Origin of the sequence: Microcella sp., from assembly GCF_051860105.1 — a bacterium.
Lineage (GTDB): Bacteria > Actinomycetota > Actinomycetes > Actinomycetales > Microbacteriaceae > Microcella.
Map to the genome: position 1 here is coordinate 13,787 of NZ_JBHYEO010000019.1, position 24,271 is coordinate 38,057.

Annotated in this window: 22 protein-coding genes; 11 read left to right on the plus strand and 11 right to left on the minus strand. The window is 71.5% G+C overall.

Going from position 1 to position 24,271, the window contains the following annotated elements; genetic code table 11:
• Positions 1-70: 70 nt before the first annotated feature.
• Complete coding sequence (locus tag ACTIE9_RS10420; RefSeq protein WP_439565508.1) at positions 71-787, plus strand: ferritin-like fold-containing protein; 717 nt, start codon at positions 71-73, stop codon at positions 785-787.
• Positions 788-797: 10 nt separating this feature from the next.
• Complete coding sequence (locus ACTIE9_RS10425; RefSeq protein WP_439565509.1) at positions 798-1,115, plus strand: hypothetical protein; 318 nt, start codon at positions 798-800, stop codon at positions 1,113-1,115.
• Positions 1,116-1,137: 22 nt separating this feature from the next.
• On the opposite strand, the gene ACTIE9_RS10430 is transcribed toward ACTIE9_RS10425, so the two are convergent.
• Both ACTIE9_RS10430 and ACTIE9_RS10435 read right to left on the minus strand, forming a co-directional pair.
• Positions 1,138-1,446, minus strand: a complete 309-nt coding sequence (locus ACTIE9_RS10430) for a hypothetical protein (protein ID WP_439565510.1) — start codon at positions 1,444-1,446, stop codon at positions 1,138-1,140.
• A gap of 43 nt (positions 1,447-1,489) precedes the next feature.
• Positions 1,490-1,714 carry a DUF3107 domain-containing protein gene (locus ACTIE9_RS10435; protein ID WP_439565511.1) on the minus strand — a complete coding sequence of 75 codons (225 nt, stop codon included), beginning with the start codon at positions 1,712-1,714 and terminating at the stop codon, positions 1,490-1,492.
• A 102-nt stretch (positions 1,715-1,816) separates the two neighbouring features.
• On the opposite strand from ACTIE9_RS10435, the gene ACTIE9_RS10440 reads away from it, so the two are divergent.
• Positions 1,817-5,131: a PD-(D/E)XK nuclease family protein gene (locus ACTIE9_RS10440; protein ID WP_439565512.1), complete on the plus strand. Its 3,315-nt coding sequence runs from the start codon at positions 1,817-1,819 to the stop codon at positions 5,129-5,131.
• Positions 5,124-8,474 carry a UvrD-helicase domain-containing protein gene (locus ACTIE9_RS10445; RefSeq protein ID WP_439565513.1) on the plus strand — a complete coding sequence of 1,117 codons (3,351 nt, stop codon included), beginning with the start codon at positions 5,124-5,126 and terminating at the stop codon, positions 8,472-8,474. The genes ACTIE9_RS10440 and ACTIE9_RS10445 overlap by 8 nt, the downstream gene beginning before the upstream one ends.
• Here the strand turns inward: ACTIE9_RS10445 and ACTIE9_RS10450 are convergent.
• From ACTIE9_RS10450 to ACTIE9_RS10475, 6 genes are all read right to left on the minus strand, one after another.
• The gene (locus ACTIE9_RS10450; protein ID WP_439565514.1) at positions 8,471-9,694 is read right to left on the minus strand and encodes an NAD(P)/FAD-dependent oxidoreductase; all 1,224 of its coding nucleotides are present in this window, start codon (positions 9,692-9,694) and stop codon (positions 8,471-8,473) included. The two genes, ACTIE9_RS10445 and ACTIE9_RS10450, sit on opposite strands and share 4 nt — an antisense overlap.
• Before the next feature lie 4 nt (positions 9,695-9,698).
• The gene (locus ACTIE9_RS10455; RefSeq protein WP_439565515.1) at positions 9,699-9,893 is read right to left on the minus strand and encodes a ferredoxin; all 195 of its coding nucleotides are present in this window, start codon (positions 9,891-9,893) and stop codon (positions 9,699-9,701) included.
• A 2-nt stretch (positions 9,894-9,895) separates the two neighbouring features.
• Entirely contained in the window at positions 9,896-10,774 is an 879-nt protein-coding gene (locus tag ACTIE9_RS10460) for a fumarylacetoacetate hydrolase family protein (protein WP_439565516.1), read from the minus strand.
• Positions 10,771-11,721 (minus strand): catechol 1,2-dioxygenase, encoded by a 951-nt coding sequence (locus ACTIE9_RS10465; protein WP_439565517.1) that lies wholly within the window; start codon positions 11,719-11,721, stop codon positions 10,771-10,773. The genes ACTIE9_RS10460 and ACTIE9_RS10465 overlap by 4 nt, the downstream gene beginning before the upstream one ends.
• Positions 11,722-11,724: 3 nt before the next feature.
• Entirely contained in the window at positions 11,725-13,200 is a 1,476-nt protein-coding gene (locus tag ACTIE9_RS10470) for an aldehyde dehydrogenase (protein WP_439565518.1), read from the minus strand.
• A 90-nt stretch (positions 13,201-13,290) separates the two neighbouring features.
• Positions 13,291-13,791 carry a MarR family winged helix-turn-helix transcriptional regulator gene (locus tag ACTIE9_RS10475; RefSeq protein WP_439565519.1) on the minus strand — a complete coding sequence of 167 codons (501 nt, stop codon included), beginning with the start codon at positions 13,789-13,791 and terminating at the stop codon, positions 13,291-13,293.
• 134 nt (positions 13,792-13,925) lie between these two features.
• Between ACTIE9_RS10475 and ACTIE9_RS10480 the strand changes: the two genes are divergently transcribed.
• Positions 13,926-15,167: a cytochrome P450 gene (locus ACTIE9_RS10480; protein ID WP_439565520.1), complete on the plus strand. Its 1,242-nt coding sequence runs from the start codon at positions 13,926-13,928 to the stop codon at positions 15,165-15,167.
• On the opposite strand, the gene ACTIE9_RS10485 is transcribed toward ACTIE9_RS10480, so the two are convergent.
• Entirely contained in the window at positions 15,164-15,880 is a 717-nt protein-coding gene (locus tag ACTIE9_RS10485) for a type 1 glutamine amidotransferase (RefSeq protein WP_439565521.1), read from the minus strand. The two genes, ACTIE9_RS10480 and ACTIE9_RS10485, sit on opposite strands and share 4 nt — an antisense overlap.
• Positions 15,881-15,975: 95 nt before the next feature.
• Between ACTIE9_RS10485 and ACTIE9_RS10490 the strand changes: the two genes are divergently transcribed.
• Both ACTIE9_RS10490 and ACTIE9_RS10495 read left to right on the plus strand, forming a co-directional pair.
• On the plus strand, positions 15,976-17,325 hold the full coding sequence (locus ACTIE9_RS10490; RefSeq protein WP_439565522.1) for a glutamine synthetase family protein: 1,350 nt from the start codon (positions 15,976-15,978) through the stop codon (positions 17,323-17,325).
• A gap of 141 nt (positions 17,326-17,466) precedes the next feature.
• A complete protein-coding gene (locus ACTIE9_RS10495; protein ID WP_439565523.1) occupies positions 17,467-18,840 on the plus strand; it encodes a putative Ig domain-containing protein in 1,374 nt (457 codons plus the stop codon).
• Here the strand turns inward: ACTIE9_RS10495 and ACTIE9_RS10500 are convergent.
• Positions 18,837-19,649 (minus strand): acetoacetate decarboxylase family protein, encoded by an 813-nt coding sequence (locus ACTIE9_RS10500; RefSeq protein WP_439565524.1) that lies wholly within the window; start codon positions 19,647-19,649, stop codon positions 18,837-18,839. The two genes, ACTIE9_RS10495 and ACTIE9_RS10500, sit on opposite strands and share 4 nt — an antisense overlap.
• Before the next feature lie 161 nt (positions 19,650-19,810).
• On the opposite strand from ACTIE9_RS10500, the gene ACTIE9_RS10505 reads away from it, so the two are divergent.
• The 3 genes from ACTIE9_RS10505 to ACTIE9_RS10515 all read left to right on the plus strand — a co-directional run bounded on the left by ACTIE9_RS10505 (position 19,811) and on the right by ACTIE9_RS10515 (position 22,373).
• Positions 19,811-21,313, plus strand: coding sequence for an APC family permease (locus ACTIE9_RS10505; RefSeq protein ID WP_439565525.1), 1,503 nt, complete (start codon positions 19,811-19,813; stop codon positions 21,311-21,313).
• A 77-nt stretch (positions 21,314-21,390) separates the two neighbouring features.
• A complete protein-coding gene (locus ACTIE9_RS10510) occupies positions 21,391-21,672 on the plus strand; it encodes a hypothetical protein (protein ID WP_439565526.1) in 282 nt (93 codons plus the stop codon).
• Entirely contained in the window at positions 21,669-22,373 is a 705-nt protein-coding gene (locus ACTIE9_RS10515) for a gamma-glutamyl-gamma-aminobutyrate hydrolase family protein (protein WP_439565527.1), read from the plus strand. The genes ACTIE9_RS10510 and ACTIE9_RS10515 overlap by 4 nt, the downstream gene beginning before the upstream one ends.
• Here ACTIE9_RS10515 and ACTIE9_RS10520 read toward each other — a convergent pair.
• On the minus strand, positions 22,370-23,377 hold the full coding sequence (locus tag ACTIE9_RS10520; RefSeq protein ID WP_439565528.1) for a phosphotransferase: 1,008 nt from the start codon (positions 23,375-23,377) through the stop codon (positions 22,370-22,372). The genes ACTIE9_RS10515 and ACTIE9_RS10520 overlap by 4 nt on opposite strands.
• Before the next feature lie 131 nt (positions 23,378-23,508).
• Here ACTIE9_RS10520 and ACTIE9_RS10525 point away from each other — a divergent pair.
• On the plus strand, positions 23,509-24,271 hold a 763-nt coding region (locus ACTIE9_RS10525; RefSeq protein WP_439565529.1), incomplete at its 3' end, for an NAD(+) diphosphatase.

Below are 24,271 nucleotides of genomic sequence, written 5' to 3' on the forward strand. Positions count from 1 at the left end.
GTTATATAGATGAGAAGCCCAGTTTAGCCGCCGGGCGCCGCTCGCCGGGGCCATCGCCTAGGCTGGGCGCGTGGCTTCGTGGTTCCGTCGGTCCCGCCCTCGCGTCGAGGCGCCGACCCTGACCCCTCGCGACACTGCGGCCGCCGCCCTGCGGGTCGACCTCGGCGAGCTGGCCCCCGCCTCCGACGTCTTCCTCGGCCACTGCGCCGCTCTGCACCTCGTCTTCATCGAGCAGCTCACGACGGCCATGTCGAATGCTCCCCGGGTCGCCGACAAAGACGCCCTCGCGCGCGTCTCGGGCGTCGTGCTCACCCGCTATCTGGCGCTCGCCGCCGAGATCGAACGGCATCAGCTCGACAAGAGCGACATCATGCAGCCCCACCTCGACGGTGTGGAGGAGTTCGAGCGCCGCACGCAGGGTGGCGAGTGGTACGAGCAGGTCGCGAGCGCCCACGTGACGATCGGCTTCCTGACCGACTTCTGGATGCGCCTCGCGGCAGGGCTGCCGGGTGAGCTGCGCGGCCGCGTGACCACGGCCCTGTCGAGCGGCGATCTCGAGGGCCCCGTGCACCGCATCCTCGAGCGAGCGATCGCCGCGAACCCGAAGCTCTCGTCTCGCCTCGCCCTGTGGTGCCGCCGGCTCGTGGGAGACACGATGCTGCAGGCGCGGTCGGCCCTCGTGCTGCGCGATGATCCGGCGCGCACCGAGTCGCAGATCGAGCCGGTCTTCACCGAACTCATCGCCGAGCACACCCGCCGCATGGATCGCCTCGGGCTCACGGCGTAGGCGCATCCTCATGTCGACGACGCCGCCGGCGGGCTCGTTCCGCACCCTGCCCGGCACCCGCCTGGGCTGGTGGGGGTTCGGGATGCTCGGGGCCGGCGCGGCCCTGCAGCTCGTGCAGAGCGCGCTCGTGTGGGCGAGCGGCGCGTGGGGCCTCGATGCGGCGGTGCGGGTTCCCGTGCTGGTCTTCGTCGTCGTGATGACGACGGGGGTGATCGTGTCGGCGCTGGCCGTGGCGCTGCGCCGCGACTACTCGATCATGATGATCGCGCTCGCGGCCGTGACGCTCATCAGCCTCGGCGGCGCGGCCGTGCGCGCGCTCGCGGGCTGACCGCGAGCATCCTGCAGCAGTCTCAGGCCTTGGCGGCCGCGCTCGGCTTCATGAGGCGCTCGAGCAGTTCGGCGTCGGCCTGCTCGCGCCGCTTCGGCAGCGTCAGGGCGAGGGCGAGGGCGACGAGCGGCCCGCCGACGAGGGCGATGACCCAGATCCACCCGCCGTCGAAGGTCAGGCCGATCCAGACGCAGATCGCCCAGATGGCGGCGGTCGCCGCGGCGCCGACGAGCGGCACGAGCAGCAGGCCGTGCGTCTGGCGCCCGGGCACGATGTAGCGCATGCCGAGCGAGAGCGCGGCGCCGATGACCGTGACGAAGAGCAGTTCCATGCCTGCGAGCGTACCCGCTGAGCGCGGCGCGGTGCGCGGCGGTCTAGCCGACGAAGCCGACGCGACGGGTCGCGTCGCTGCCGATCTCGACGTAGCCGATCGCGGCGGTCGGCACGAGGTACTGCTTGCCCTTGCTGTCGGTCAGGCTGACGACGGGCGTGCCCTTCTCCATGGCGGCCGTGATCGCGGCCGTGATGTCGGCGGCCGAGTCCGAGCTCTCGAACGCGAGCTCGCGGGGGCTGTTGAGAATACCGATGCGAATGTCCACGATCGTCAGCGTACCCGGCGGCCCGCGGGGCATCCGCCGTGTTCACTGAGGGCGCACCGGCCCGGCCCGCGCGCTGTCGCCGCTCGCCGGTAGCGTGGCCGAGTGACCACCTTCGACGCTGCGCTGCCTCGGGCCGCGGCGTTCGCTCGGGGGGCGCGGCCGGTCGTGCTCGATGCGGGCCAGCAACGGGTGGTGGATGCCCGGCGCACGCCCGGCGCGATCGTGCTCGGCGCGCCGGGGTCGGGCAAGACCACGGCGGTGGTCGAGCTGGTCGCGGCCGCCGTGCTCGACGATGGGCTCGACCCCGCGCGCGTGCTCGTGCTCACCCCCTCGCGCCGCACGGCGACCGCGCTGCGTGACCGGCTGGCGCTGCGGCTCGCCGACCGGTCGGGAGCAGGGCCTGGCGCGCTGCCCGGCCCGCTCGCGCGCTCGGTCGCGGCCTACGCCTTCTCGGTCGTGACGGCCTCCCATCGCCTCGGCGGGCTCGCCGAGCCGCGCCTGCTGAGCGGGGCTGATCAGGATTCCGACCTCGCCGAGCTGCTCGACCGAAGCGAGCTCGAAGCCATTCTCGGCCCCGACGCGGCCCCCGGCCCGGTCTGGCCCGAGCACCTCGGGCCCGAGGTGCGACGACTGCCGGCCTTCCGCACCGAGCTGCGCGACGCGATCGCGCGGCTGAGCGAGCACGGCTGGAGCACCGTGCAGCTGCGCACGGCGGCGCGCGAGCGCGCGGTGCCCGCGTGGGCCGCGATCGCCGACTTCGTTGACGAGTACCGTCGCATCCTGGGCGCGTCGCGACCGGGCCAGCTCGACCCGGCCGAGCTCGTGCGGGCGGCCGTCGGGCTCGTGCGCGACCCGGTGGCGGGCATGCCGCCGGCGCCGCAGCTGGTCGTGCTCGACGACGCCCATGACGCCACGCCGAGCGGGTTCGACCTGCTCGCCGCGCTCGCCGAGCGGGGGGCGACCGTCATCGCGCTCGGTGATCCCGACCTCGCCGCCAACACGTTCCGCGGGGCCGAACCCGAAGCGCTCGCGCAACTGCCCGCACTGCTCGGCTGGCCCGGTGCCCGGCCCATCGTGTTGCCGCTCGTGCATCGGCACGATGCGACGGTGCGCGGCCTCGTCGCCGACGTGACGCAGCGCATCGGCGCGGCCGCCGCAGGCGTGCAGCGCGCGGCGGCCGCGGTCGAGCCGCACCCGTCGGGGGGCGACGAGCCCGACCCCCGCGCGATTCCCGCCGAGTGGGGCGGGCCGCTCGTGGCGCTCGAGGCGCCCAACCCCACGCGCGAACGAGCCCTCGTCGCCGACCTGCTGCGCGAGCGGCACCTGCTCGACGGGGTGCCCTACGGCCGCATGGCCGTGATCGTGCGCAGCGGAACCATGGTTCCCGGAATCGTGCGCGCGCTCGGCCAAGCCGAGGTGCCGGTGCAGTCGACGGCGGCCGGGCGGCCGCTGCGCGAGCATCCGGCGGCCCGCGCGCTCATCCGCCACGTCGATGTCGGCGTGGGGCGGTCGCCGCTCGACGCTGCGGCGGCCACCGAGCTGCTTCTCGGCCCGCTCGGGGGCCTCGACCGCGTCGGGCTGCGCCGCCTCCGCCGCGCCCTGCGCGCTGAAGAACTCGCGGGAGAGGGCGACCGCCCCGCCGACGAGCTTCTGGTGGATGCCCTCACCGCGCCCGACCGCCTCGCCACGATCGACCACCGCATCGCCCGCCGCGCGGCGCGGCTGGCCCGCACGCTGCAGTCGATCGGCGAGCGGCACGCGGCCGGAGCCACGGTCGACGAGCTGCTCTGGCTCGCGTGGAGCGAGTCGCACGTCGCCGAGACCTGGCGCCGCGAGGCGGCCGGGTTCGGCGTCGCGGCGGCCGAGGCGAACCGCGCCCTCGACGCCGTCGTCGCCCTCTTCACGGCGGCTGCGACGATCGTCGACACCGTTCCTGACGCGACGGTCGAGTCGTTCCTCGCGCGCGTGCTCGACAGCGATGTGGGCGACGACCTGCTCGCGCCGCTGCGCGGCGACGACGCCGTGCTCGTCGCGACGCCGTCGGCCGTGACGGGGCTCGAGGCCGACGTCGTCGTCGTCGCCGGGCTCACCGAGGGCGTGTGGCCGAACACGCGCATCCGCGGCTCACTGCTGGGGGCTCCGCTCATCAGCCGCCTCGCCCGAGGCCTGCCCGTCGACGACCTCGACGAGCGCCGCCTCGTGCTCGACGACGAGCTGCGCATGTTCGCGCTCGCCGCCACGCGCGCGCGCCGGCAGCTCGTCGTCACCGCGACGGCCGGCGACGACGAGCAGCCGAGCGCGCTCTTCGCGCTCGCGCGCGAGCATGCCCGGCGCGAGCGGGCCGAGACCCTCGGGCTCGACGGCACCGACTCTCGGGCCGAGGCGGTCGCCGCGCTCGACGCCGCGATCGCCGCATCCGGTGCCCGCCCCGTGCGCGCCCGCTCGCTGCGCCGCCTCGTGGGGCGACTGCGTCGCGAGCTCGTCGACGACGACCGCGTCGCGCGCGACCGCGACAAGGCCGAGGCGGCGCTCGCCCTCGCCCGCCTCGCCGCCGAGCGCGTGCCCGGCGCGAGCCCCGAGGCCTGGTGGGGGCTGCTGGCGCCCTCGACCGAGGCGGCCCTGTTCGACGACGCCGAGACGGTGCCGCTCTCACCCTCGAAGCTCGAGGCGATCGAACGCTCGCCGCTCGACTGGTTTCTCGACACGGTCGCACCCGGCGAGACCGGCCCCGCGATGGGGATCGGCACGATCGTGCACTGGGCCATGGAGACCGCGCGCGAGCCCGAGGTCGATGCGATCTGGGCCGCGATCGAGAGCCGCTGGAGCGAGCTCGTCTTCGAGTCGCCGTGGCTCGCCGCACAGCAGCGCCGCCTGGCCCGGCGGTACGCGCTCGGGGTCGCGGCCTACCTGCGCGACGCCGAGGCGGAGGGTCGCGGGCTCGTGGCGGCGGAGCAGCGATTCGAGGCCGTGGTTGACCGCGCGCGCGTCTCGGGCATCGTCGACCGCATCGAGGTGGATGCCGACGGCGGCGTGCGCATCATCGACCTCAAGACGGGCCGGCCGATCACCAAGCAGGCCGTCATCGACGAGCACGCGCAGCTCGGTGCCTACCAACTCGCCTACGCCGACGGCGCCTTCGACGAGATGCTCGACGCCGTGCTCGACGGGCTGCCGCACCAGGCGGGCGGTGCGCGGCTGCTCTACGTGCGCGAGGGCACCAAGGGCAGCGACTACCGCGAGGCCGTGCAGCAGCCGCTCGACGCGCAACAGCTCGAGGGCTTCCGCGAGCGGCTGCGCCAGGCCGTCTCGGCGATCGCTGTGGCGCGGCTCACCGGCGTGCGCACGGTCGACCGGTTCGATTTCGCGGCGGCGAGCCACCGCATCCATCGCGTCGGGGCGGTGACGGGCGATGAGTGACGCCGCACGACCCGCCTTCAACGCCGTCGCCATTGCTCGCGCGCTGGGGCAGCACGAGCCGACCGCCGAGCAGCAGGCCGTCATCGAGTCGCCCCTCGGGCCGGCACTCGTCGTCGCGGGGGCGGGCTCGGGCAAGACCGAGACGATGGCGGCGCGCGTGCTGTGGCTCGTCGCCAACGGGCTCGTCACGCCCGACCAGGTGCTCGGTCTCACCTTCACCCGCAAGGCGGCGGGCGAGCTCGCGGCACGCATCCGCCACCGGCTGGTGCAGCTCGGCGCCTCGGGGCTGCTCGGCACCGCGACCACCGTGGTCGACGCGTTCACGCAGCCGACCGTGGCCACGTACAACTCGTTCGCCTCGAGTCTCTACCGTGATCACGCGGTGCTCATCGGGCGTGACCCCGACGGCGTCGTGCTGCGCGAGGCGAGCGCGTGGCAGCTCGCGCGCGAGCTCGTCACGACCGCCCGCGACGAGCGCCTCGCCGACCTCGACCTCAGCGTCGACAAGCTCACAGCCGCGACGCTGCAGCTCGCGCACTCGGTCGCTGAGCACGATGCCGACATCGCCGATGTGCGCCGCGTCATCACCGACTTCGTGGGGCTCGCCGAGCTGCCGCTCGGCGACCGCTTCGAGCGGCGCGCCGAGTTCGAGAAGCTCATGGCGCTCGCCGCTGCTCTGCCGATCGTCGATCTCGTCGAGAAGCTGCAGCAGGTCAAGCACCGTGACGGCTACGTCGAGTTCTCTGATCAGGTGAGCCTCGCGCTCACGATCGTGCGTCGGCACGCGGGCGTCGCCGAGCAGCTGCGCGACCGCTACCGCGTCGTGCTGCTCGACGAGTACCAAGACACCAACGTGGCCCAGACCTGGCTGCTCGGCGAGCTCTTCGGCGGCACCCCGGTCATGGCGGTCGGCGATCCGCACCAGTCGATCTACGGCTGGCGCGGCGCGAGCGCCTCGAACCTCGACGACTTCGCGCGGCGGTTCGTGAGCGGTGCCGGCGATCCCGTCGGCCGCTACTCGCTCAGCACCTCGTGGCGCAACGGCACCCGCATCCTCGAGGCCGCCAACGAGCTCGTCGCCCCGTTGAACGCCCGCGGGGGAGTCGCCGTCGAGACGCTCACCCCCTCGCCGGTCGCGAGCGGTGAGCCCATCGAGCTCGTGTTCGACGAGACCCTGCACGACGAAGCGCGCGCGGTCGCCGCCTGGCTCGCCGAGCGCGTCGCCGAGCCGCCCCCGGGCAGCGAGCCCGGCGCGCTCGACGCCGAGGGGCGCCCGCTGCGGGCGAGCGCCGCGCTGCTCATGCGCAACCGCACGACCCAGCCCGTCTTCCTCGCCGCCCTGCGCGACGCGAAGGTGCCCGTGCACGTGCTGGGCATCGGCGGCCTGCTCGAGCAGCCGGAGATCGCCGATCTCGTGAGCGCCCTCGCGGTCATCGACGACCCCGCCGCGGGCACCGAGCTCGTGCGCCTGCTCGCCGGGCCGCGCTGGCGCATCGGAGTCGCCGACCTGCACGCGCTCAGCCGCATCGCCGCGTGGTTGCGCGACCGAGACCTCGCGCAGCGTGCCTTCAGCGACGAGGTGAAGGCGCGACTGCGCGCATCCGTCGCCCGCACCGACGGCGTCTCGCTCGTCGATGCGCTCGATTTCGTCGCCACCGCTCCTGACGGTCACTCGCAGCTGCAGCGCCTCTCGGCCCCCGGTCTCGAGCGGCTGAGGGATGCGGGGCGCCTGTTCGCCACGCTGCGCACGCGCACCGCTCTCGATCTGCCCGACCTCGTGGTGGCGGTCGAGCACGACCTCATGCTCGACATCGAGGTCGCGGCGAACCCCGCACGATCACTCGGCGAGGCGCCGCGCGAGGCCTTCCACGAGGCGCTCGACGGCTACCTGGCCCTCGCCGACCACGCGACCCTCGCCGGGTTCCTCGGCTGGCTGCGCGAGGCCGAGTGGCGCGACAACCTCTCGCCGCGGTCAGAAGACCCGGAGCCGGGCACGGTGCAGGTGCTCACCATCCACGGCTCGAAGGGGCTCGAGTGGGACCACGTCGTCCTGCCCCGGCTCGTCGATGGCGAGCTGCCGAGCACGCCGCGCGACGGCACGGTCGGCTGGCTTCGCCTGGGTGTTCTGCCCTATGAGCTGCGCGGTGATGCGGCCGAGCTGCCCGTCTTCGACTGGCGCGGGGCCGACACCCGCAAAGATCTGCTCGAGCGGCGGGTGCGGTTCGGCGAGGAGGTCGGGGAGCACCTCGAGCGCGAAGAGCGTCGCCTCGCCTACGTCGCGGTGACGCGCGCCCGCCACCGCCTGCTGCTGACGGGCTCGTTCTGGGCGTCGCAGAAGGCCGCGCGCGGGCCGAGCCCGTACCTGCGCGCGCTCGAGCAGCGCGGCATCATCGGCCCGTTGCCCGAGGGGCCGCAGCACGACGAGAACCCGATCGTCGACGACAGCGGCGACGAGCCGTGGTGGCCGCTCGACCCCTTCGGCGCGCGCCGCGAGCGCGTGGTGGCCGCGGCTGAGCGGGTGCGCGCCGCCGACCCGACCGTGCGCGGGGACGACCGGCGCGGCTGGCAGCGCGAGATCGACCTGCTGCTCGCCGAGCGCGCTGAGCGCCTCGCCGAGAGTGGTCGTGTCTCGGTGCCGCTGCGGGTGCCCGCCTCGTCGTTCAAAGACTTCATCACCGACCCTGCCGAGGTCGCCGAGCGGCTGCGTCGCCCGATGCCCCAGCGCCCCTATCGCGCGACGCGGCTCGGCACCGTCTTCCACCGCTGGGTCGAGCAGCGGTACGGCATCGGTGCGATGCCGGATGCCGTCGACGGACTCGACACCGAGTTCGACGTCGCCGCGGGTGGGCTCGCCGGCGCGGCGTCGGCCGGTCTCGCGGGCGGGTCGGCCGATGGCATCGACGCGAGTGCCCTTCTCGCCCTGCAGTCCACCTTCGAGCGCTCGCCCTGGGCCACGCGCACCCCGATCGATGTCGAGCGCGAACTGCACCTTCCCTTCGAGGGGCGCATCCTGATCTGCAAGATCGACGCCGTCTACTCGACCGACCCGGAGTTCGATCCCGTGCGCGACGGGTCGGGCGCGCCCGGTGCCGCGCGTCGGCCGCGCAGCGTCGAGATCGTCGACTGGAAGACGGGCAAAGCTCCGCGTGACGACGCCGACCGGGCGGCGAAAGAGCTGCAGCTCGCGCTCTACCGGCTCGCTTACGCCCGCTGGGCCGGGCTGCCGCTCGACGCGGTCACCGCCGCCTTCTACTTCGTCGTCGACGACGCCGAACTGCGGCCCGACTCGCTGCCCGACGAGGCAGAGCTGCGCCGGCTCTGGCGTTCCGCCGTCGGCGACTAGGCGCGCGCGGCCGGCAGCGCGAAGCGCGTGCGGTAAGCCTGCACGGCGCTGCGCATCCCGATGCCGCAGACGCCGACGAGCTCGTCGCCGCGGTAGTACTCGACCACGCACTCGTCGTCGACGCGGCCCGCCACGAGCTCGCTGCGGTCGGCCAGGTAGGTCATGCCGAACGCCAGCAGGTGCGCGTCGTACTGGTCGCTCCAGAACGAGGGCAGCGGCGCGAAGCCCGCGGCCGCGAGCGGCTCGCAGTCGTCGCCCGCAAGCTGCGCGGCGATGAGCTGGCCGGCCCGCTTGCCGGTCTCGGTCGGCAGGTTCCAGTGCTCGACCCGGCGCGGCACGTCGTCGAACAGCGGGTTCGCGTAGCGGGCGACGTCTCCCACGGCGAAGATCTCGGGATGCACGGCCCCGTCGACACCGACCGCGCGCAGCCCACCGTCGACGAGCACGCCGTCGCTCACGTCGAGCCCCGAGGCCTCGAGCCACTCGGTGTTGGGGTCGCTGCCGACCGCGACGATCAGCACGTCGCACTCGAGCATGACGCCGCTCGTGAGGATGACGCGCTCGACGTCCGGGTCGCCGACGAGCCCGAACAGCGACTCGCCCGTGAAGAACCGCACCCCGTGCTCCTCGTGCCGCCGGCGCATCTCGGCGCCGAGCAGGGGGCCGAGCGCGCGCTCGAGCGGCACACGGCTCTGCGTCACGATCGACACGGTCGCGCCGTTCTTGGCCGCTGTCGCCGCGATCTCGCAGCCGACGAAGCCCGAGCCGAGAATGACGACGTTCGCGCCCGACCGCAGCACCGAGCGCAGCGCGACGGCATCGTCGAGCGTGCGCAGCACGTGGATGCCGCCGAGCCCGTGGTCGTCGATCGGCAGCGCTCGGGGGCGCAACCCGGTCGCGATCACGAGCGCGCTGTAGGGATGCTCGTCGCCGGCATCATCGACGACCACGCGCCGCGCGGCATCGAGCGAGACCGCCGCGCGCCCGAGCACCCACGTCACGCCCTCCTCGAGCGCCGAGCGGATGGGGAACGCGACCTCCGCGTGCCCGTGCCCCTCGGTCTGCAGCAGCTCCTTCGAGAGGGGCGGCCGGTTGTAGGGCGCGTGCGCCTCGGCGCCGAGAAACTCGATGGGCCCCGCATAGCCGGCGCGCCGCGCGCCCTCGGCGGTGCGCAGGCCCGCCATGGAGGCTCCGACGATCAGGAGCGGAGCATCCGACATCGGATCAGGCCCGGGTGATGAGGATCGCCTGCATGGGGCAGACGTCGGCCGCGGCCTCGAGGTCGGCGAGCATCTCGTCGGGCGCTTCGGCCGTGTACTCGAGCTTGTCGTCGGCGTTCAGCCGGAACACCTCGGGGGCTTCGAACACGCACTGGCCGTAGTGCTGGCACTTGTCCATGTCGACGTCGATCTTGATCATGCTCAGTCCTTCTGGTCGAGGCGGGAGGGGTACAGGTCGTTGGAGGGGGTGCGGATTCCGCGGAATTCCCAGTCGCCGCCGAGCGCGGTCGAAACGACCTCTTCGCTCGAGGTTGGCTGGGCTCCGACGTCGGTACGGATCGGCTCGGGGCCCTCGACGATGTGGTTCGTCAGGCGGCCGAGGCCGTCGACCTCGACCTCGACGACGTCGCCCGGCTGAACGGGCCGCGAGTTCGCGGGCGTTCCCGAGTAGATCATGTCGCCGGGCACGAGCGTGATGGTGCGGGCGAGGTCGGCCAGGAGGTAGTGCATGTCCCACTCCATGGTGTCGGTCGAGTCCTCCTGCACGACGGTGCCGTTCACGAGGGTGCGGATGGTCTTGCCGCGGAAGTCCCAATCGGTCACAAGCCCCGGGCCCACGGGCGCGAGCGTGTCGCTGCCCTTGACGCGCAGCATCGAGCCGGCATCCGTGTCGCGGAAGTCGTGCAGCCCGAAGTCGTTGCCCACCGAGTAGCCGGCGATGTAGTCGCCCGCCTCGGCCGGAGAGACGTTGCGGCACGTGCGCCCGATGACGATCACGATCTCGCCCTCGTAGTTGAGCCACTGGCAGCCGGCCGGCCGCACGACGGCACCCTTGTGGCTGTTGAGCGCCGTGATCGGCTTGTGGAAGTAGGTGGGCGCGGGCGGCAGCTTCGTCATGAACTCATCGCTGCGGCTCGGGTAGTTCAAGTGCACGGCGATGATCTTGGTCGGCTCGCTGGGCGGCAGGTGCACCGCCTCGTCGACCCCGACCGTGCGGCCGTCGGATGCTCGCAGCTCGTCGCCGTGCCGCTCGACCTGCACGGCCACCCCGTCGAGCAGGATGCGCCGGTACTCGGTCATGCGGCACTCCCGCGCGTCGCGGCCACGTCGCCGGTCGGGTCTTCACGCGAGAGGGTGACGTCTTTCGGCAGCGGGAAGCCGCCCTCGGGCTCGGGGAAGTAGATGTGCACCTGCCCCGTGCCGATCGAGTTCTCGTACTCCGAGTACATGACGCCCTTCGCCGTGTTGGCCTCTTCGCCGGTGGCACCCGCCATCTGCAGCCAGTGGCTGAAGTTGGCTTCGGGCTTGAACTGCTTGAACTCGGGCATGGTCTCGAGGATGCGCTTGTGGTCTCCGGCCTTCATCCACTCGACGCGCTCGAGGTCGGCCTGCAGTGCGCCCTCGCTGTAGATGTGGCTCGGGTCGCTCGCCTCGTGCTTGCGCAGGTCGCGCAGCTTGTAGAACGTGTGCGAGAGCGCGCCGGAGGCGAGCAGCAGCACCTTGCGGTCGCTGTCGCGAATCGCCTCGCCGAGAGCGCGACCCGCGCGCACAAAGTCGTCGGTCTGCGCGGTCTGGCAGACCGAGAGGCTCACCCAGCGCTTGTCGAGCCCCCGACCGAGGTAGTGCCACAGGTTGACGGTGGCGTAGAAGATCGGCAGGTGCGGGTCGCTGATGGGCGTGACCCAGGTGCCGTTCTTCTCGTCGTAGTCGGCGACCGCGTTCGCGAGCTCGGGGTCGCCCTTGAAGGCGTAGGGGATCTGCGACATGCCGCGCGGCAGCTCTTCACTTGTGAAGAGCCCCGAGCGCTCGGCCTGGGCGCTGATGACGAACTCGACCGTCGTGGCCCAGTGTGAGTCGAGCACGACGACGGTGTCGTAGTCGAGCACTTCCATAACTTCGGAGCGGAAGCGCTTGAGGCCCGGAACGAGGCTGATCTCCTTGCCGCCGTTGAGGTCGTACCGCACGTCCTGCGGCAGCATGATGGTGGGCACGTGCGCGAGGATCGCGGCGCCGACAACCTTTCCCATGACTTACTCCTTCCACCCGGAGGGTGCGTAGACGGTGTTCTTGACGTCGGCGTAGAAGTCGAACGACCACACGCCTCCTTCGCGGCCGATGCCGCTCTTCTTGCTGCCGCCGAAGGGCGCGGCGAGGTCGCGCACGAAGAAGCAGTTGACCCAGATGGTGCCCGCGACGAGGTTCTTCGTCAGGCGCTCGGCGCGCTCGCGGTCGCCGCAGACGACGACGGCGGCGAGCCCGTACTCGGTCGCGTTGGCGAGCTGCACGGCCTCCTCGTCGCTCGAGTAGGTCTGCATCGCGAGCACGGGGCCGAACACCTCCGCGGTCAGGATCTCGCTGCCGGGGGTCGCCCCCGTGATCAGCGTGGGCCGGTAGTAGAGGCCGCCCAAGTCGTCGTTGGGGCCGCCGCCGAAGGCGATCTGCGCACCCGCGGCCTGTGCGCGCTCGACGAAGCCGGCGACGCGGTCGAGGTGCACGCGGTGAATCTGCGGGCCGATCTGGGTGGCTTCGTCGCGCGGGTCGCCCTGAACGATCTGGGCAGCTTTCGCCGCGAAGCGCTCAGCGAACTCGTCGGCGATGCCCTCGTGCACGAGCAGGCGCGTGCCCGACAGGCACACCTGACCGGCGTTGTCGTACTGCTCGATCGCGAGGTCGACCGCCAGGTTGAGGTCGGCGTCGTCGGTGACGATGAAGGGGCTCTTGCCGCCGAGCTCGAAGCTCACGGGGGTGAGGTTGTCGGCGGCCGAGCGCATGATCGCCTTCGCGGTCGGCACCGAGCCGGTGAAGGCGATGCGGGCGATTCCGGGATGCGCGACGAGGGCCGCACCGACCTCGGCACCGTAGCCCTGCACGACGTTGAAGACTCCGGCGGGCATCCCCGCCTGCTCGCACAGATCGGCGAAGACGCTCGCCGTGAGCGGCGTCCACTCCGCGGGCTTGAGCACGACCGTGTCGCCCGCCGCGAGGGCCGGACCGATGCGCCAGGTGGCGAGCATGAGCGGAGCGTTCCACGGGGTGATGATCGCCGCGACGCCCGACGGGTCCCAGCTGACGACGTTGTCGTGGCCGCGCGTCTGCCAGACGGGGTGCGATAGCTCGTTCATCGCCCAGTCGGCGAAGAAGCGGATGTTCATGGCCACGCGCGGCATGACCCCGCGGCGGTGGCTGCGCAGCAGCGATCCGTTGTCGAGGGTCTCGAGCTGCGAGAGCTGCTCGACGTGGGTCTCGATGAGATCGGCGAGTCGGTGCAGGATCTCGCCGCGACCGGTCGGGCCGAGGTCGCGCCACGCGGGGAAGGCGTTGCGCGCCGCCCACACGGCCGCGTCGGCCTCGCCCGCACCGCCGCGTGAGACGTGCGCGAGCACGCTCCCGTCGATGGGGGAGATGCTCTCGAACGTCTCGGCACTCGCGAACCGCTGGCCGCCGATGTAGTGCCGCGTGTCGACGGTCAGTCCGGCCAGCTCGACCTGATGTTCTGCTGTCTGCACGCGGGCGGCTCCCTTGCTGTCGCGGGTCGTTCGGATACAAACGACTGGCACGAGTCTAGCCAAGCTCAGCCGTCGCGCAAGGGGGATGCCCTACCGCTGCCCTTCCGTCACCTGGGTGATCGCGCGCAGCATGTCGGCGAGCTCGCGCCGCCGCTCGGGGTCGAGGCTCGAGGTGATCGTGCGCTCGTGGTCGTTGAAGGTCGGGAAGAGGGTCGCCATGAGCTCGCGGCCCGCGGGAGTCATCGACACGTTGACGAGTCGGCCGTCTCGATCGCTGCGCTCGCGCAGCAGGTAGCCCTTCGACTCGAGGGTGCCGAGCACCCCCGTGAGGGTCGCCTTCGAGAATCCGCCCTCCTCGGCGATCTGCCGGGTCTCGATGGGCTCCCAGATCCAGGTCACCCAGAGCACGACGAACGCCGTCCACGACAGGCCCGTCGCGGCGAGCACGCTGCGCTCGAGGTAGTTGCGGGTGGCGTTCGCGGCGCGGAAGAGGTTCGAGACCACGGCCATCGCTTCGAAGTCGAGGGGCAGGTCGCCGAGCTTGCCGGCGACGCGCTCTTCCGTCTCGGCCAGCGTGTGCGGACTCGGCATGCTTCCCTCCTTCGCGCGCGGTTCGCGCGCCTTCCATCCTCACTCATTCGCATCGAAACCACCTTCAGGCTCGACGTGCGCGCCGAAGTTCGTTAGCATCCGAACAAATCGCTTCCCATGAGAGCAGGAGCACCATGTCGACGACGACAGACCTCACCCTGGCCGACCTCGATCTCTTCGCGGGCGGCGCCCCGTGGGGCGTGTTCGACGAGCTGCGGGCGACGCCCGGCCTGCACTACTCGACCGAAGAGGCGCCCAACAGCGGCTTCTGGTCGGCGACGCGCTACCACGACATCGTGCGGATCCTGCGCGACACCGAGACCTTCACCTCGACGAAGTTCACCAACCTCGAAGAGGTCGACCCCGCCATGCAAGATCAGCGCCGGTCGCTGCTCGAGACCGACGGGCTGCGCCACCGCGCATTGCGCCGCATGCTGCAGGGCGAGTTCACGCCCCAGGCCGTCGCCAAGTACGAGACCTTCTTGCGCGGAATCACCGCGAAGACGCTCGACGCCGCACTCGCGAAGAAGGAGTTCGACTTCGTGGAGGAGGTGAGCGCCGACTTCCCGATCCGGGTGCTCGCGCGCCTGCTCGGCGTGCCCGACAGCGACACCGGCCAGCTCATCGAGTGGGGCAACCGCATGGTCGGCAACACCGACCCCGAGCACGCCGACGTGCTCATCGGCTCGGCCGACAGCGAGGAGTACAAGCACGTGCCCTTCCGCTCGCCGGCCGCGATCGAGGTCTACGAGTACGGCAAGCACCTCGCGGCCGAGCGCCGCGGCAAGGGCGGCACCGATCTCATCACCCTGCTCGCCGACGGCGTGCCGAGCGACGGGGTGCCGCTCACCGAGCACGAGTTCAACACCAACTTCCTGCTGCTCGTCGTGGCGGGCAACGAGACGACGCGTCACACGATCACGCACTCGATGAAGAACCTGCTCGACAACCCCGAGCAGCTCGAGATCTTGCGCAACGACCCCTCGCTCATCCCGTGGGCGGTCGAGGAGTTCTTGCGCTACGCCTCGCCCGTCTACCACTTCCGCCGCACGGCGACGAAAGACGTCGAGTTCTCCGACACGCAGATCAGCGAGGGCGAGAAGGTCGTCGTGTGGTTCGCCTCGGGCAACCGCGACTCGGCCGTCTTCGACGAGCCCTACCGCTTCGACGTGACGCGCAACCCCAACGAGCACATGTCGTTCGGCCGCGGCGGCCCGCACATGTGCCTCGGCAACGCGCTCGCCCGCATCGAGCTGCGCATCATGTTCGAAGACCTGCTGACGCGCGACGTCACGCTCGAGCGCTCGGGCGACCTCGACTACCTGCGCAGCAACTTCGTGCACGGCATCAAGCGCATGCCCGTGCGCGTGGCCTAGCGGCGGGGGAGCAGCCCCGCGACGTCGGTGAGGAACGCGTCGACGAGCGCGAAGGTGCGCTCGCGCGCGGCGGCCTCAACCGCGCGCGTCTGCGCGAGCATGATCGCGGGGTCGTCGCCGTTCTCTTCGACCTTGGATGCTCCGCCCCAGTCGAGCCACCCCTGCAGCCCTGCGGCGTCGAGCTCGGGGTGGAACTGCACGGCGAGCGACCGCCCGACGACGAAGGCCTGCGAGGCCGCGGGCGTGCGCGCGATCTCGGTGGCGCCGGGCGGCACGACCCACCGGTCGTAGTGGAACTGGAACCAGGGCCCCTCGCCGACGAGGGTCGGGTCGTCGCTCCACACCGAGGTCCAGCCGATCTCGCCGCGGGGGGCGGGCGACACCGAGCCGCCCAGGGCGCGGGCGAGCAACTGGCCGCCGAAGCAGATGCCGAGCACGGGCATCCCGAAATCAACGGCGTCGCGCAGCCACGCGATCTCGGGGAGGAGCCATCGGCCGATGCAGGCGTCGTCCCACGCGCCCCAGGGGGCGCCGAGCGGCACGAGCACGTCGTAGTCGGCGACGGCGGGGAATGCGGTCTCGACGTTGGGCGCCGCGAAGTCGCTCTCCGCGACGACGAGATGCGTGTCGATGTCGAAGCCGTGGTGCGCGAAGCGCTCGCCGACCGGGCCCAGCGGGCTCACGTGATCGTGCTGGATGAACAGAACGCGCATCAGACCTCCCCATCGAGTCGACTCGTAGTCTACTATCTCGTTTGAGTCCGAACGATTTTCGTCGGAACCGCCCGAGTGCCACGAAGGAGTCGCACATGAGCCACAGCCTGTCCGCCCTGCAGAGCGAGCTGCTCTCGGCCAAGATCGACGTGCTGCGCGTCATCTACGCCGACATCATCGGCACCGTGCGGTCGAAAGACCTGCTCGTGAGCGAGCTCGACAAGATCAGCCACGGGGGGCCGGCGTTCTGCCGGGGCGTGTGGGTGACCACGACGCAGGGCGGTGTGCTCGATGGTGCTGACGTGCTCAGCAACGGGCTCGAAGACTTCATCAGCCAGATCGTGCCGGGCAGCTGGCGCGCCCTGCCGTGGGAGCCCGGCGTGGCCTTCGTCGTCGCGGGTGCCAACAACCCCGACGGCACGCCCAGCCCGCTCTCGCCGCGCGTGCTGCTCGAGCGCATCGTGGGCGAGTACGCGAAGCTCGGCCTCACCCCACTGGTCGGCCCCGAGCTCGAGTTCTACATTGCCGACCGCACGGAGGAGGGGGGCTTCAAGCGCGCCCTCACCCAGCCCGGCCGCGTGTACACGAGCGGCGCGACCGTCGACCCCAAGGGCACCTTCTTGCACCTGCTGCGCATGCTCGACCAGCTGCGCATCGGCGTCTTCGCCGGCAACCACGAGTTCAGCCCCAGCCAGTACGAGATCAACATCTGGCACGGCGAGGCGCTCGACGCGTGCGACCGCGCGTTCATGCTCAAGGCGGGCGTGAAAGACGTCATCGCGCGCGTCGGCCAGGCGGCCACCTTCGCGGGCAAGCCCTGGAGCGACGAGGGCGGCAGCGGCTTCCACCTGCACATGTCGCTCGTCGACGCGCAGGGCGAGAACCTTATGCACGACGGCAACGGCCTCAGCCCGCTCGCGCAGCACATGATCGCGGGCATCGTCGAGCACGCCGCGGCGCTCACGGCCTTCTGCAACCCCACGATCAATGCCTTCAAGCGCCTCGGCCCCGACACCCTCGCGCCCTACCGCGCCAACTGGGGCTACGACAACCGCAGCGCCATGCTGCGCGTGCCGCCGGAGCGCGGCGGCGGAACCCGCCTCGAGATGCGCCTCGGCGATGGCGCCGCCAACGCCTACCTCATGACCGCGGCCCTGCTCGCGGCCGGACTCGACGGCATCCGCCGCGAGCTGGCCGCCCCGCCGGCCGCGGTCGGCTACAGCTACGAAGACGAGTCGCAGGCGATCCTGCCCATGACCCTGGGCGACGCTCTGGATGCCCTCCGCGCCGACAGCGCCCTCATCGAGATGCTCGGCGGCGAGCTGGTCGACGTCTTCGAAGTGATGAAGCGCGACGAGATCGAGCGCTACACCGCCGACGTGCCCGACCCGTCCACGCGCGACGTCACCGCCTGGGAGGTGCGGGAGTACTTCCTCGATCTGTAGATCGAGGAAGTCAAGAAGCACAGCTTCTTGGATCTCTCGAGCGCGGCGGGTTCCCCGAAGAGGGGGGCTCCAGCATCCCCCTGCTCTGATTGACTCGAATTCACATCAGTCGATCGAGGGGGAGTCACTGTGGCGTCACGCGTGCGGGTTCTGACCGGCGGCATCGCCATGACCACGATCCTCGGCGCCACCCTGGTGCTGGGCGCCTCATCGGCCATGGCCGACTCGGTCGTGTCGACGATCACGCTCGCCTCCGGAGCCAACCCGCTCAACGCGGTGGTGAGTGCCGACAGCGCGACGGTCTACGTCTCGACCTCGCCGGGCGTCGCCGTCATCGACACCGCAACGGGAACCATCGAGACCACGATCCCCGTCGGCAGCTCGCCGCAGGGCCTCGCGCTGAGCGCCGATGGCGCCCTGCTCGTGACGGCCAACGCCAGCTCGAACAATGTGTCGGTCGTCAGCCTCGCGACGAACACGGTGATCGGCACCGTCGCCGCGGGTGCCGGTGCCTTCGATGTCGTCATCTCGCCCGACTCGCAGTTCGCCTACGTCGCCAACCAGGTGTCGTCACCGCCCTCGGTGAGCGTCATCGACCTCGACACGCTGACCAACGTCGCGAGCATCACGGGCGTCGGCTCATACCCGACCGGCATCGCCATGACCCCCGACGGCTCGACGCTCGTCACCGCGAACTACGTCGGCAACAGCGTCTCGGTCATCGACGTCGCGACGCGCACCGTGGTCGCGACCATCCCGGGGGTTCCGGATGCGGGGCGCATCAGCATCTCGCCCGACGGCACGACGGCCTACGTCACCAACTACTCGGCGAGCACGATCTCGGTCATCGACCTCGCGACGCGCACGCTCAGCGGGGCGATCGCCGTCGGCTCGCAGCCCTTCGCGGTGCGGTTCAGCACCGATGGCGCGCGCGCCTACGTCGCAAACCTCAACGCCACGTTCATCTCGGTCATCGACGTGGCGACCCGCACGACGCTGCCCTCGATCGCGACGACCCGGGGCGCCGTGACCCTCGCGGTGTCGCCCGACGGCGCATCCGTCTACGCGGCGCACAGCGGCACCTTCTCGATGCCCTTCGACCCGCCTGCCGAGCCGCCCTTCATCTCGGTCATCTCGCTGACCCCGGTCATCGACGATGCGGCTCCGCCCGCCGCGGTCTCGGGGCAGGCGTTCTCCTTCCGCGTCGCAGCGACGGGCGACGCCACGTTCGCGCTCGAGTCGGGCACACTGCCGCCGGGGCTCACCCTCGACCCGGCGAGCGGCGTCATCTCCGGAACCCCGACGACGCCCGGTACCTATGCCTTCAGCATCTCCGCGGCGTCAGACGGCGGCTCGAGCGTGACCACGTTCAGCATCACGGTGTCGCCCGCGGCTGCGCCCGAGCTCGCCGCGACGGGCGCCGACCCGACGGGAATCGCGCTCCTGGCCGCGGCGATGCTGTTCGGCGGAGCGCTGCTCCTCGCCCGCCGCAGAGCGGCTGCCGTCAGGGTCTAGACGGCCGGGTTCGAGAAGTCCGAGACGAGCGCGCCGCCGTTGAAGGTCACACCGACCTCTCGGTAATACGCGGCGATCTTCTCCTGCACGGGCAGGATCGACGCGAGCTCGTCCCACGGCGAGTCGTGCAGCTCGAGCTCGAAGTCGCCCACCCAGGTTTCGCCGATCTCGGCGTCGGTCGTGCTCATGGTGATGAGCTGGTCGAGGCTGTTGCCGGCGCCGGGGGTGATGGAGGGCATCCACCGCGAATGCAGCATGGGGTGGCCGTTGACGAAGCCGTTCGACTCCGACGGCGACCGCAGCGTCACGACGAGCGAGGCGAGGCGGTGGTCGTAGGCCGCGAGCGAGGCGCCGAGCTTCGCGCCCGGTGCGAGGCGCGGCGAGGCCTTGCCGACATTGAAGACGCGCGTGACCGCCATCGAGCCGAGCTTCTTCGGGTAGCCCTGGAACCAGCCGCGGCCGATCGCGAAGTCTTTCGTCACCCAGATGGCGACGCAGCGTGTGTAGGTGACGCCCTCGTGCTTCACGCGCACGACGGCGAAGGTCTCGAGGTACTGCGAGCGCATCGGGTCGAGCAGCTCGGCGCCGCCGGTCGAGCACGACTGCCAGTCGGCCCAGATGAGCGCCACCGCACCCGGGTCGTCGTCGGCGAGCTCGAGGCCCTCGGGCAGCAGCGCCTTCACGTTGGCGGGGTCGGTGCGGTACTCGGCGGTGAGCAGCGTGCCCGAGTAGTACCAGGGCATGTCGGGCACGAGCGCGCTCGCGCCGCTCGGGGTCTTCGGGGCGAGGAATCCATTGAGCGAGGCCATGAGGGTCAGGCTACCGAATCATTCGTGAACTAACGATAGGCAATTCCGGATGCCCTGCTGGGGGCGATTCCGCTTGACGCGCGCCCGGCCGTGCACCACTATGGCGCCAGGTCGTTTCGACACGAACGATCCACCCCAACTCAATGAGGAGTTCCGGATCCATGACTGACACCCCCCAATCGACCCTGCGCAAGGGTCGTCTCGGCGTCATCGGCGTCGTCTTCTTCGTCGTGGCGGCATCCGCCCCGCTCGTCGGCATCACCGGCGCCGTTCCCGTGGCCATGCTCGTCGGCAACGGCGCCGGCACTCCCGGCGCCTACCTCGTCGTCGGCCTCACCCTGCTGCTGTTCAGCGTCGGCTACGCCGCCATGAGCCAGCGCGTCACCAACTCGGGCGCCTTCTTCGCCTACGTCGGCAAAGGCCTCGGCGTCAATGCCGGTGTCGCCTCGGCGTTCGTGTCGATCCTCACCTACGTCACGATCCAGCTCGCCATCTACGGCTTCTTCGGCGGGCTCGTCGAGGGCACGATGGCCGAGCTCGGTGTGAGCCTGCCGTGGTACCTCTGGGCCTTCATCGCGTGGGCGCTCGTCACGGGCCTCTCGCTGCTGAGCGTCGACGTCGGGGCGAAGGTGCTCGGGGTGCTGCTCGTGCTCGAGATCACCTCGCTGCTCGTCGCCGCCGTCGCGATGCTCGCCAATGGCGGCCCCGAGGGGTGGAACTTCGCGGCCTCGTTCAGCCCCGAGAACATCTTCGCGGGCGGCTTCGCGGGCGGTGCCGGCATCGCACTGGCCTTCGCGCTCGCGAGCTTCATCGGCTTCGAGGCCACGGCGATCTACGGCGAGGAGTCGAAAGACCCCAAGCGCACCGTGCCGCTGGCCACGTACATCGCCATCTCGACCATCAGCATCCTGTTCGCGGTCGTCTCGTTCGGCATGGTCACGGGCATGGGTGCGAGCGGCATCATCGACGAGGTCGTCACCCGCTCGATGGATGCCGACGGCAACGTGCTCGCCAACCCTGCGGGCGTGCTCTTCAGCCTCACCGAGCAGTACGTCGGCCCGTGGCTCGTCACGATCATGACGATCCTCGTCATCACGAGCCTCTTCGCCGGCCTGCTGGCCTTCCAGAACGCCGCGGCGCGCTACTTCTTCGCCCTCGGGCGCGGCGGCGTGTTCCCGGCGCGGGCAGCGGTGACCAACAAGGCCGGCGCCCCCGTCGGCGGCGTGGTCATCACCTCGGCGCTCGCCGCCCTCGTCATGATCATCTTCGCGGTGGCCGGCCTCGACCCGATCGGCAACCTGTTCTTCTGGATGAGCTCGATCACGGCCATCTCGGTCATCGTCGTCGAGATCCTCGTCTCGATCGCGGTGATCGTGTACTTCCGTCGCGTCGGGGGCGGAAACCTCTGGAAGACCGTCATCGCCCCGGCGGTGTCGATCGTGCTGCTGGCGATCGGCCTCTATCTGGTGATGTCGCGCTTCAACCTGCTCGCCGGCACCGTTCCCGACGGCGTCGACCCCTCGCTGCCCGAGAGCGCGTGGCTGCTGAACCCGCTCGGCTGGTTCCTGGTGCTGCTGCCGTTCATCTTCCTCGCGATCGGCTACGTGGCGGCGCTCATCAACAAGAAAGAGAATGAGCAGCTCGTGAAGGACTTCGCCAGCTGATCCACCGACGCTCGGGGGCGGTCGCCGATCCGGCCGCTCCCGAGCCTCACCCCGCACCCTCAGAGACGGAGACACCCATGCGCGACGACGATTTTGACCTTGATGTGGTCGATCCGGAGGATGCCCGCCTCGAGCAGGTCGTCGCCGCACTGACCCCGGCCGAGCTCGAGGCCGCGATCGCGCGCCTGCCGCACGATCTGCAGGCCGCCGCGACCGGTGTGCTCGTGCAGCGTCGCACCTACAGCGACGTGAGCCAAGAGCTGGGCATCCGCCAGCCCGAGCTCGTCCGTGCCCTGCGTCGCGCCCGCGGCATCATCGCCCGCCGCCTCGCGGGCCCGCCGGAGGGCGACCTGGCGTGACCGCGCTCATCGGACTCACGACCTATCTGGAGCAGACGGTCATGGGCCTGTGGGACCGCCCGGCCGCCGTGCTGCCGCGCGTCTACACCGACTGCGTGATCGCCGCCGGGGGAGCCGTGGTCGGCCTGCCCCCGCAACCCCTGCACCCCGATGCTGTCGAGCGCGTGCTCGACGGGGTCGACGGGCTCATCCTCACGGGCGGCAAGGATGTCGACGCGGCGCTGTACGGCGAGCGCGCGCATCCCGAGAATGACGCCCCGCGCCCCGACCGCGACGCGTGGGAGATCGCGCTCGTGCGCGCCGCGATCGCACGCGACCTGCCCCTGCTCGGCATCTGCCGCGGTCTGCAGGTGCTCAACGTCGCTCTCGGCGGCACGCTCGTGCAGCACCTGCCCGACGTGATCGGCTCGACGCGCTACAGCTACGGCAACGCGACGTTCGCCGACAACCCGGTGATCACCGTGCCGGGCACGCGCATCGGCGGGATGCTCGGCGAGAGCCTCACGGTCAAGAGCTACCACCACCAGGCCATCAACCACCTCGCCGCGGGGCTGACCGTGAGCGCCCGCGGCGATGACGGCATCATCCAGGCGGTCGACATCGACGCGCTGACCTTCGGGGTCGCCGTTCAGTGGCACCCGGAGGAGACGCCCGACGACCTGCGGCTGTTCGCCGCGCTCGTCGAGGCCGCTCGCCGCTAGTACGCCGAACCGGGGGAGCGCGGGGTTCCGCGCTCGAGCAGCTCGTCGACGTCGTCGAGCCCCGCGGCCGGAGCGGGCTCGCTCGACAGCGGGTTGATGAGGTCGCCGCTCACGCGGTCGAGCAGAGCGTGCAGCATGCCGACGGCGTCGTCGACGATCTCGGTCGAGCGCTTCTCGGTGCCGTGCAGCAGCCAGCGCGCCAGTTCGAGCTCGGCGGCGAAGACCGCCCGCCTCCCCACCTGGCGGTCGTGGATGCCGCGGGCCTGGTGGTAGGCGTCGAAAGCGGTCTCGGGCACGGTCGGGTCGCTCGAGCCGAGCATCCAGAACAGGTCGCGTGCGGGGTCTCCCACCTGCAGGCGCGCCCACCCCAGCAGACCCGTCACCGAGTCGCCGACGACGAGGAAGGAGGAGGCACTGAGCGAGCCGTTGATGACGGTCGGGGTGAACTGCCAGAGCGCAGAATCCTCCGCCGCACCTTCCCAGCGGCGCAGCAATGCGGCGGGCACGAGTCCGGTGGCGGCGGCGCGGTCGAGCGTCGTGACGGCCTCGCGCATGACGTCGATCGCCCGCAGCTGCGGCAGGCCGACATCCGCGACGACGCTCGTCGGCAGGGCGTGGATGGCCGCGACGGCCCGCCCGATCGAGGCGGCGATGCCGGGCGTGATGCCCGCGAGCGAGAGCGGCGCGCCGTCGACGAACTCCGAGACGATCGCGCGCGTGCCGTCGACGGGAGCCTGCCCGAGCATGCGCGGCACGCCGAACGGCAGCCGGGCCCGCACGCCGTCGCTGAGGGCGCGCACCGCCACGAGATCGGCCGACTGCTCGCTCTCGGCGGCGGCCGTGCGCGGCACGCGGATGACGAGCGTGCGGCCGTCGCGCGTGCTCAGCAGCGCCGAGTCGACCTCGCCGCCCGTGCCGCCGATGGCGGCCGCCTGCGTCACGTCGAGACCGGCGACGGCCGAGGTGGCGAGCGCGGCTAGAGTGAGAGGCGATCGGCGGGGCATACCGACAGGGTAGGTCGCACGGGCCCGCCGGGGGCCGCGCCACGCGCCGGGGCGCAGTCTTGCGGGACGTCCGTCGCCGTCCGGCGCTGTCCACCACCGCCCCGCTGTCCGTCACCGCAGAGAGGTCGTCGATGCTCCGCTCACTCACGCAGAGCCTGCCGCTCTCGCGCTACCGCATCGACCGCGACCATGCCGCGCGCGAGCGCCCGCACCTGTTCGACGAACTCGCCGCCGACTCCGATTCGCGCATCGTCGCGCTGTGGCGCGGCGAGGTGCTGCTGGCCGATGCGCCGGCGGCGGATGCGGCCACCGCGCCCGCCCTCGCGCTCCTGCCGTGGGCGGCCGCCCCCGCCGATGCGCTGCGCGTCTACCTCGGCCGCACGCTCGACGCCGAGGGCGGCGTGCCGGCGGGCGCCGCCATCACCGCCATCGTGCTCGACGACACGAGCGGCCCCGCGCTCGAGCCCGACGTCACCCGGTGGGGTTCGCCGCGCACCCTCGGGCATCGCTTCGGCGATCGCGATGCCGGTCTCGCGATCGAGGCCCTCGGCATGGCCAACTGGCACGCCACGCACCTGTTCTCGCCGCGCACCGGCAACCCGACGGTCGCGGCCAAGGCGGGCTGGGTGCGCGTCGACACCGAGACGGGTGCCGAGCTCTTCCCCCGCACCGACGCCGCCATCATCGTCGGCATCACCGACGCCGACGACCGCATCGTGCTCGGCAGCAACGCGCTGTGGGAGTCGAACCGTTTCTCGCTGCTCGCGGGCTTCGTCGAGCCGGGTGAGTCGCTCGAAGCGGCCGTCGTGCGCGAAGTGTTCGAGGAGGCGGGGCTGCGGGTCGTCGATCCGCTCTACGTCGGCTCTCAGCCCTGGCCGTTCCCGGCATCGCTCA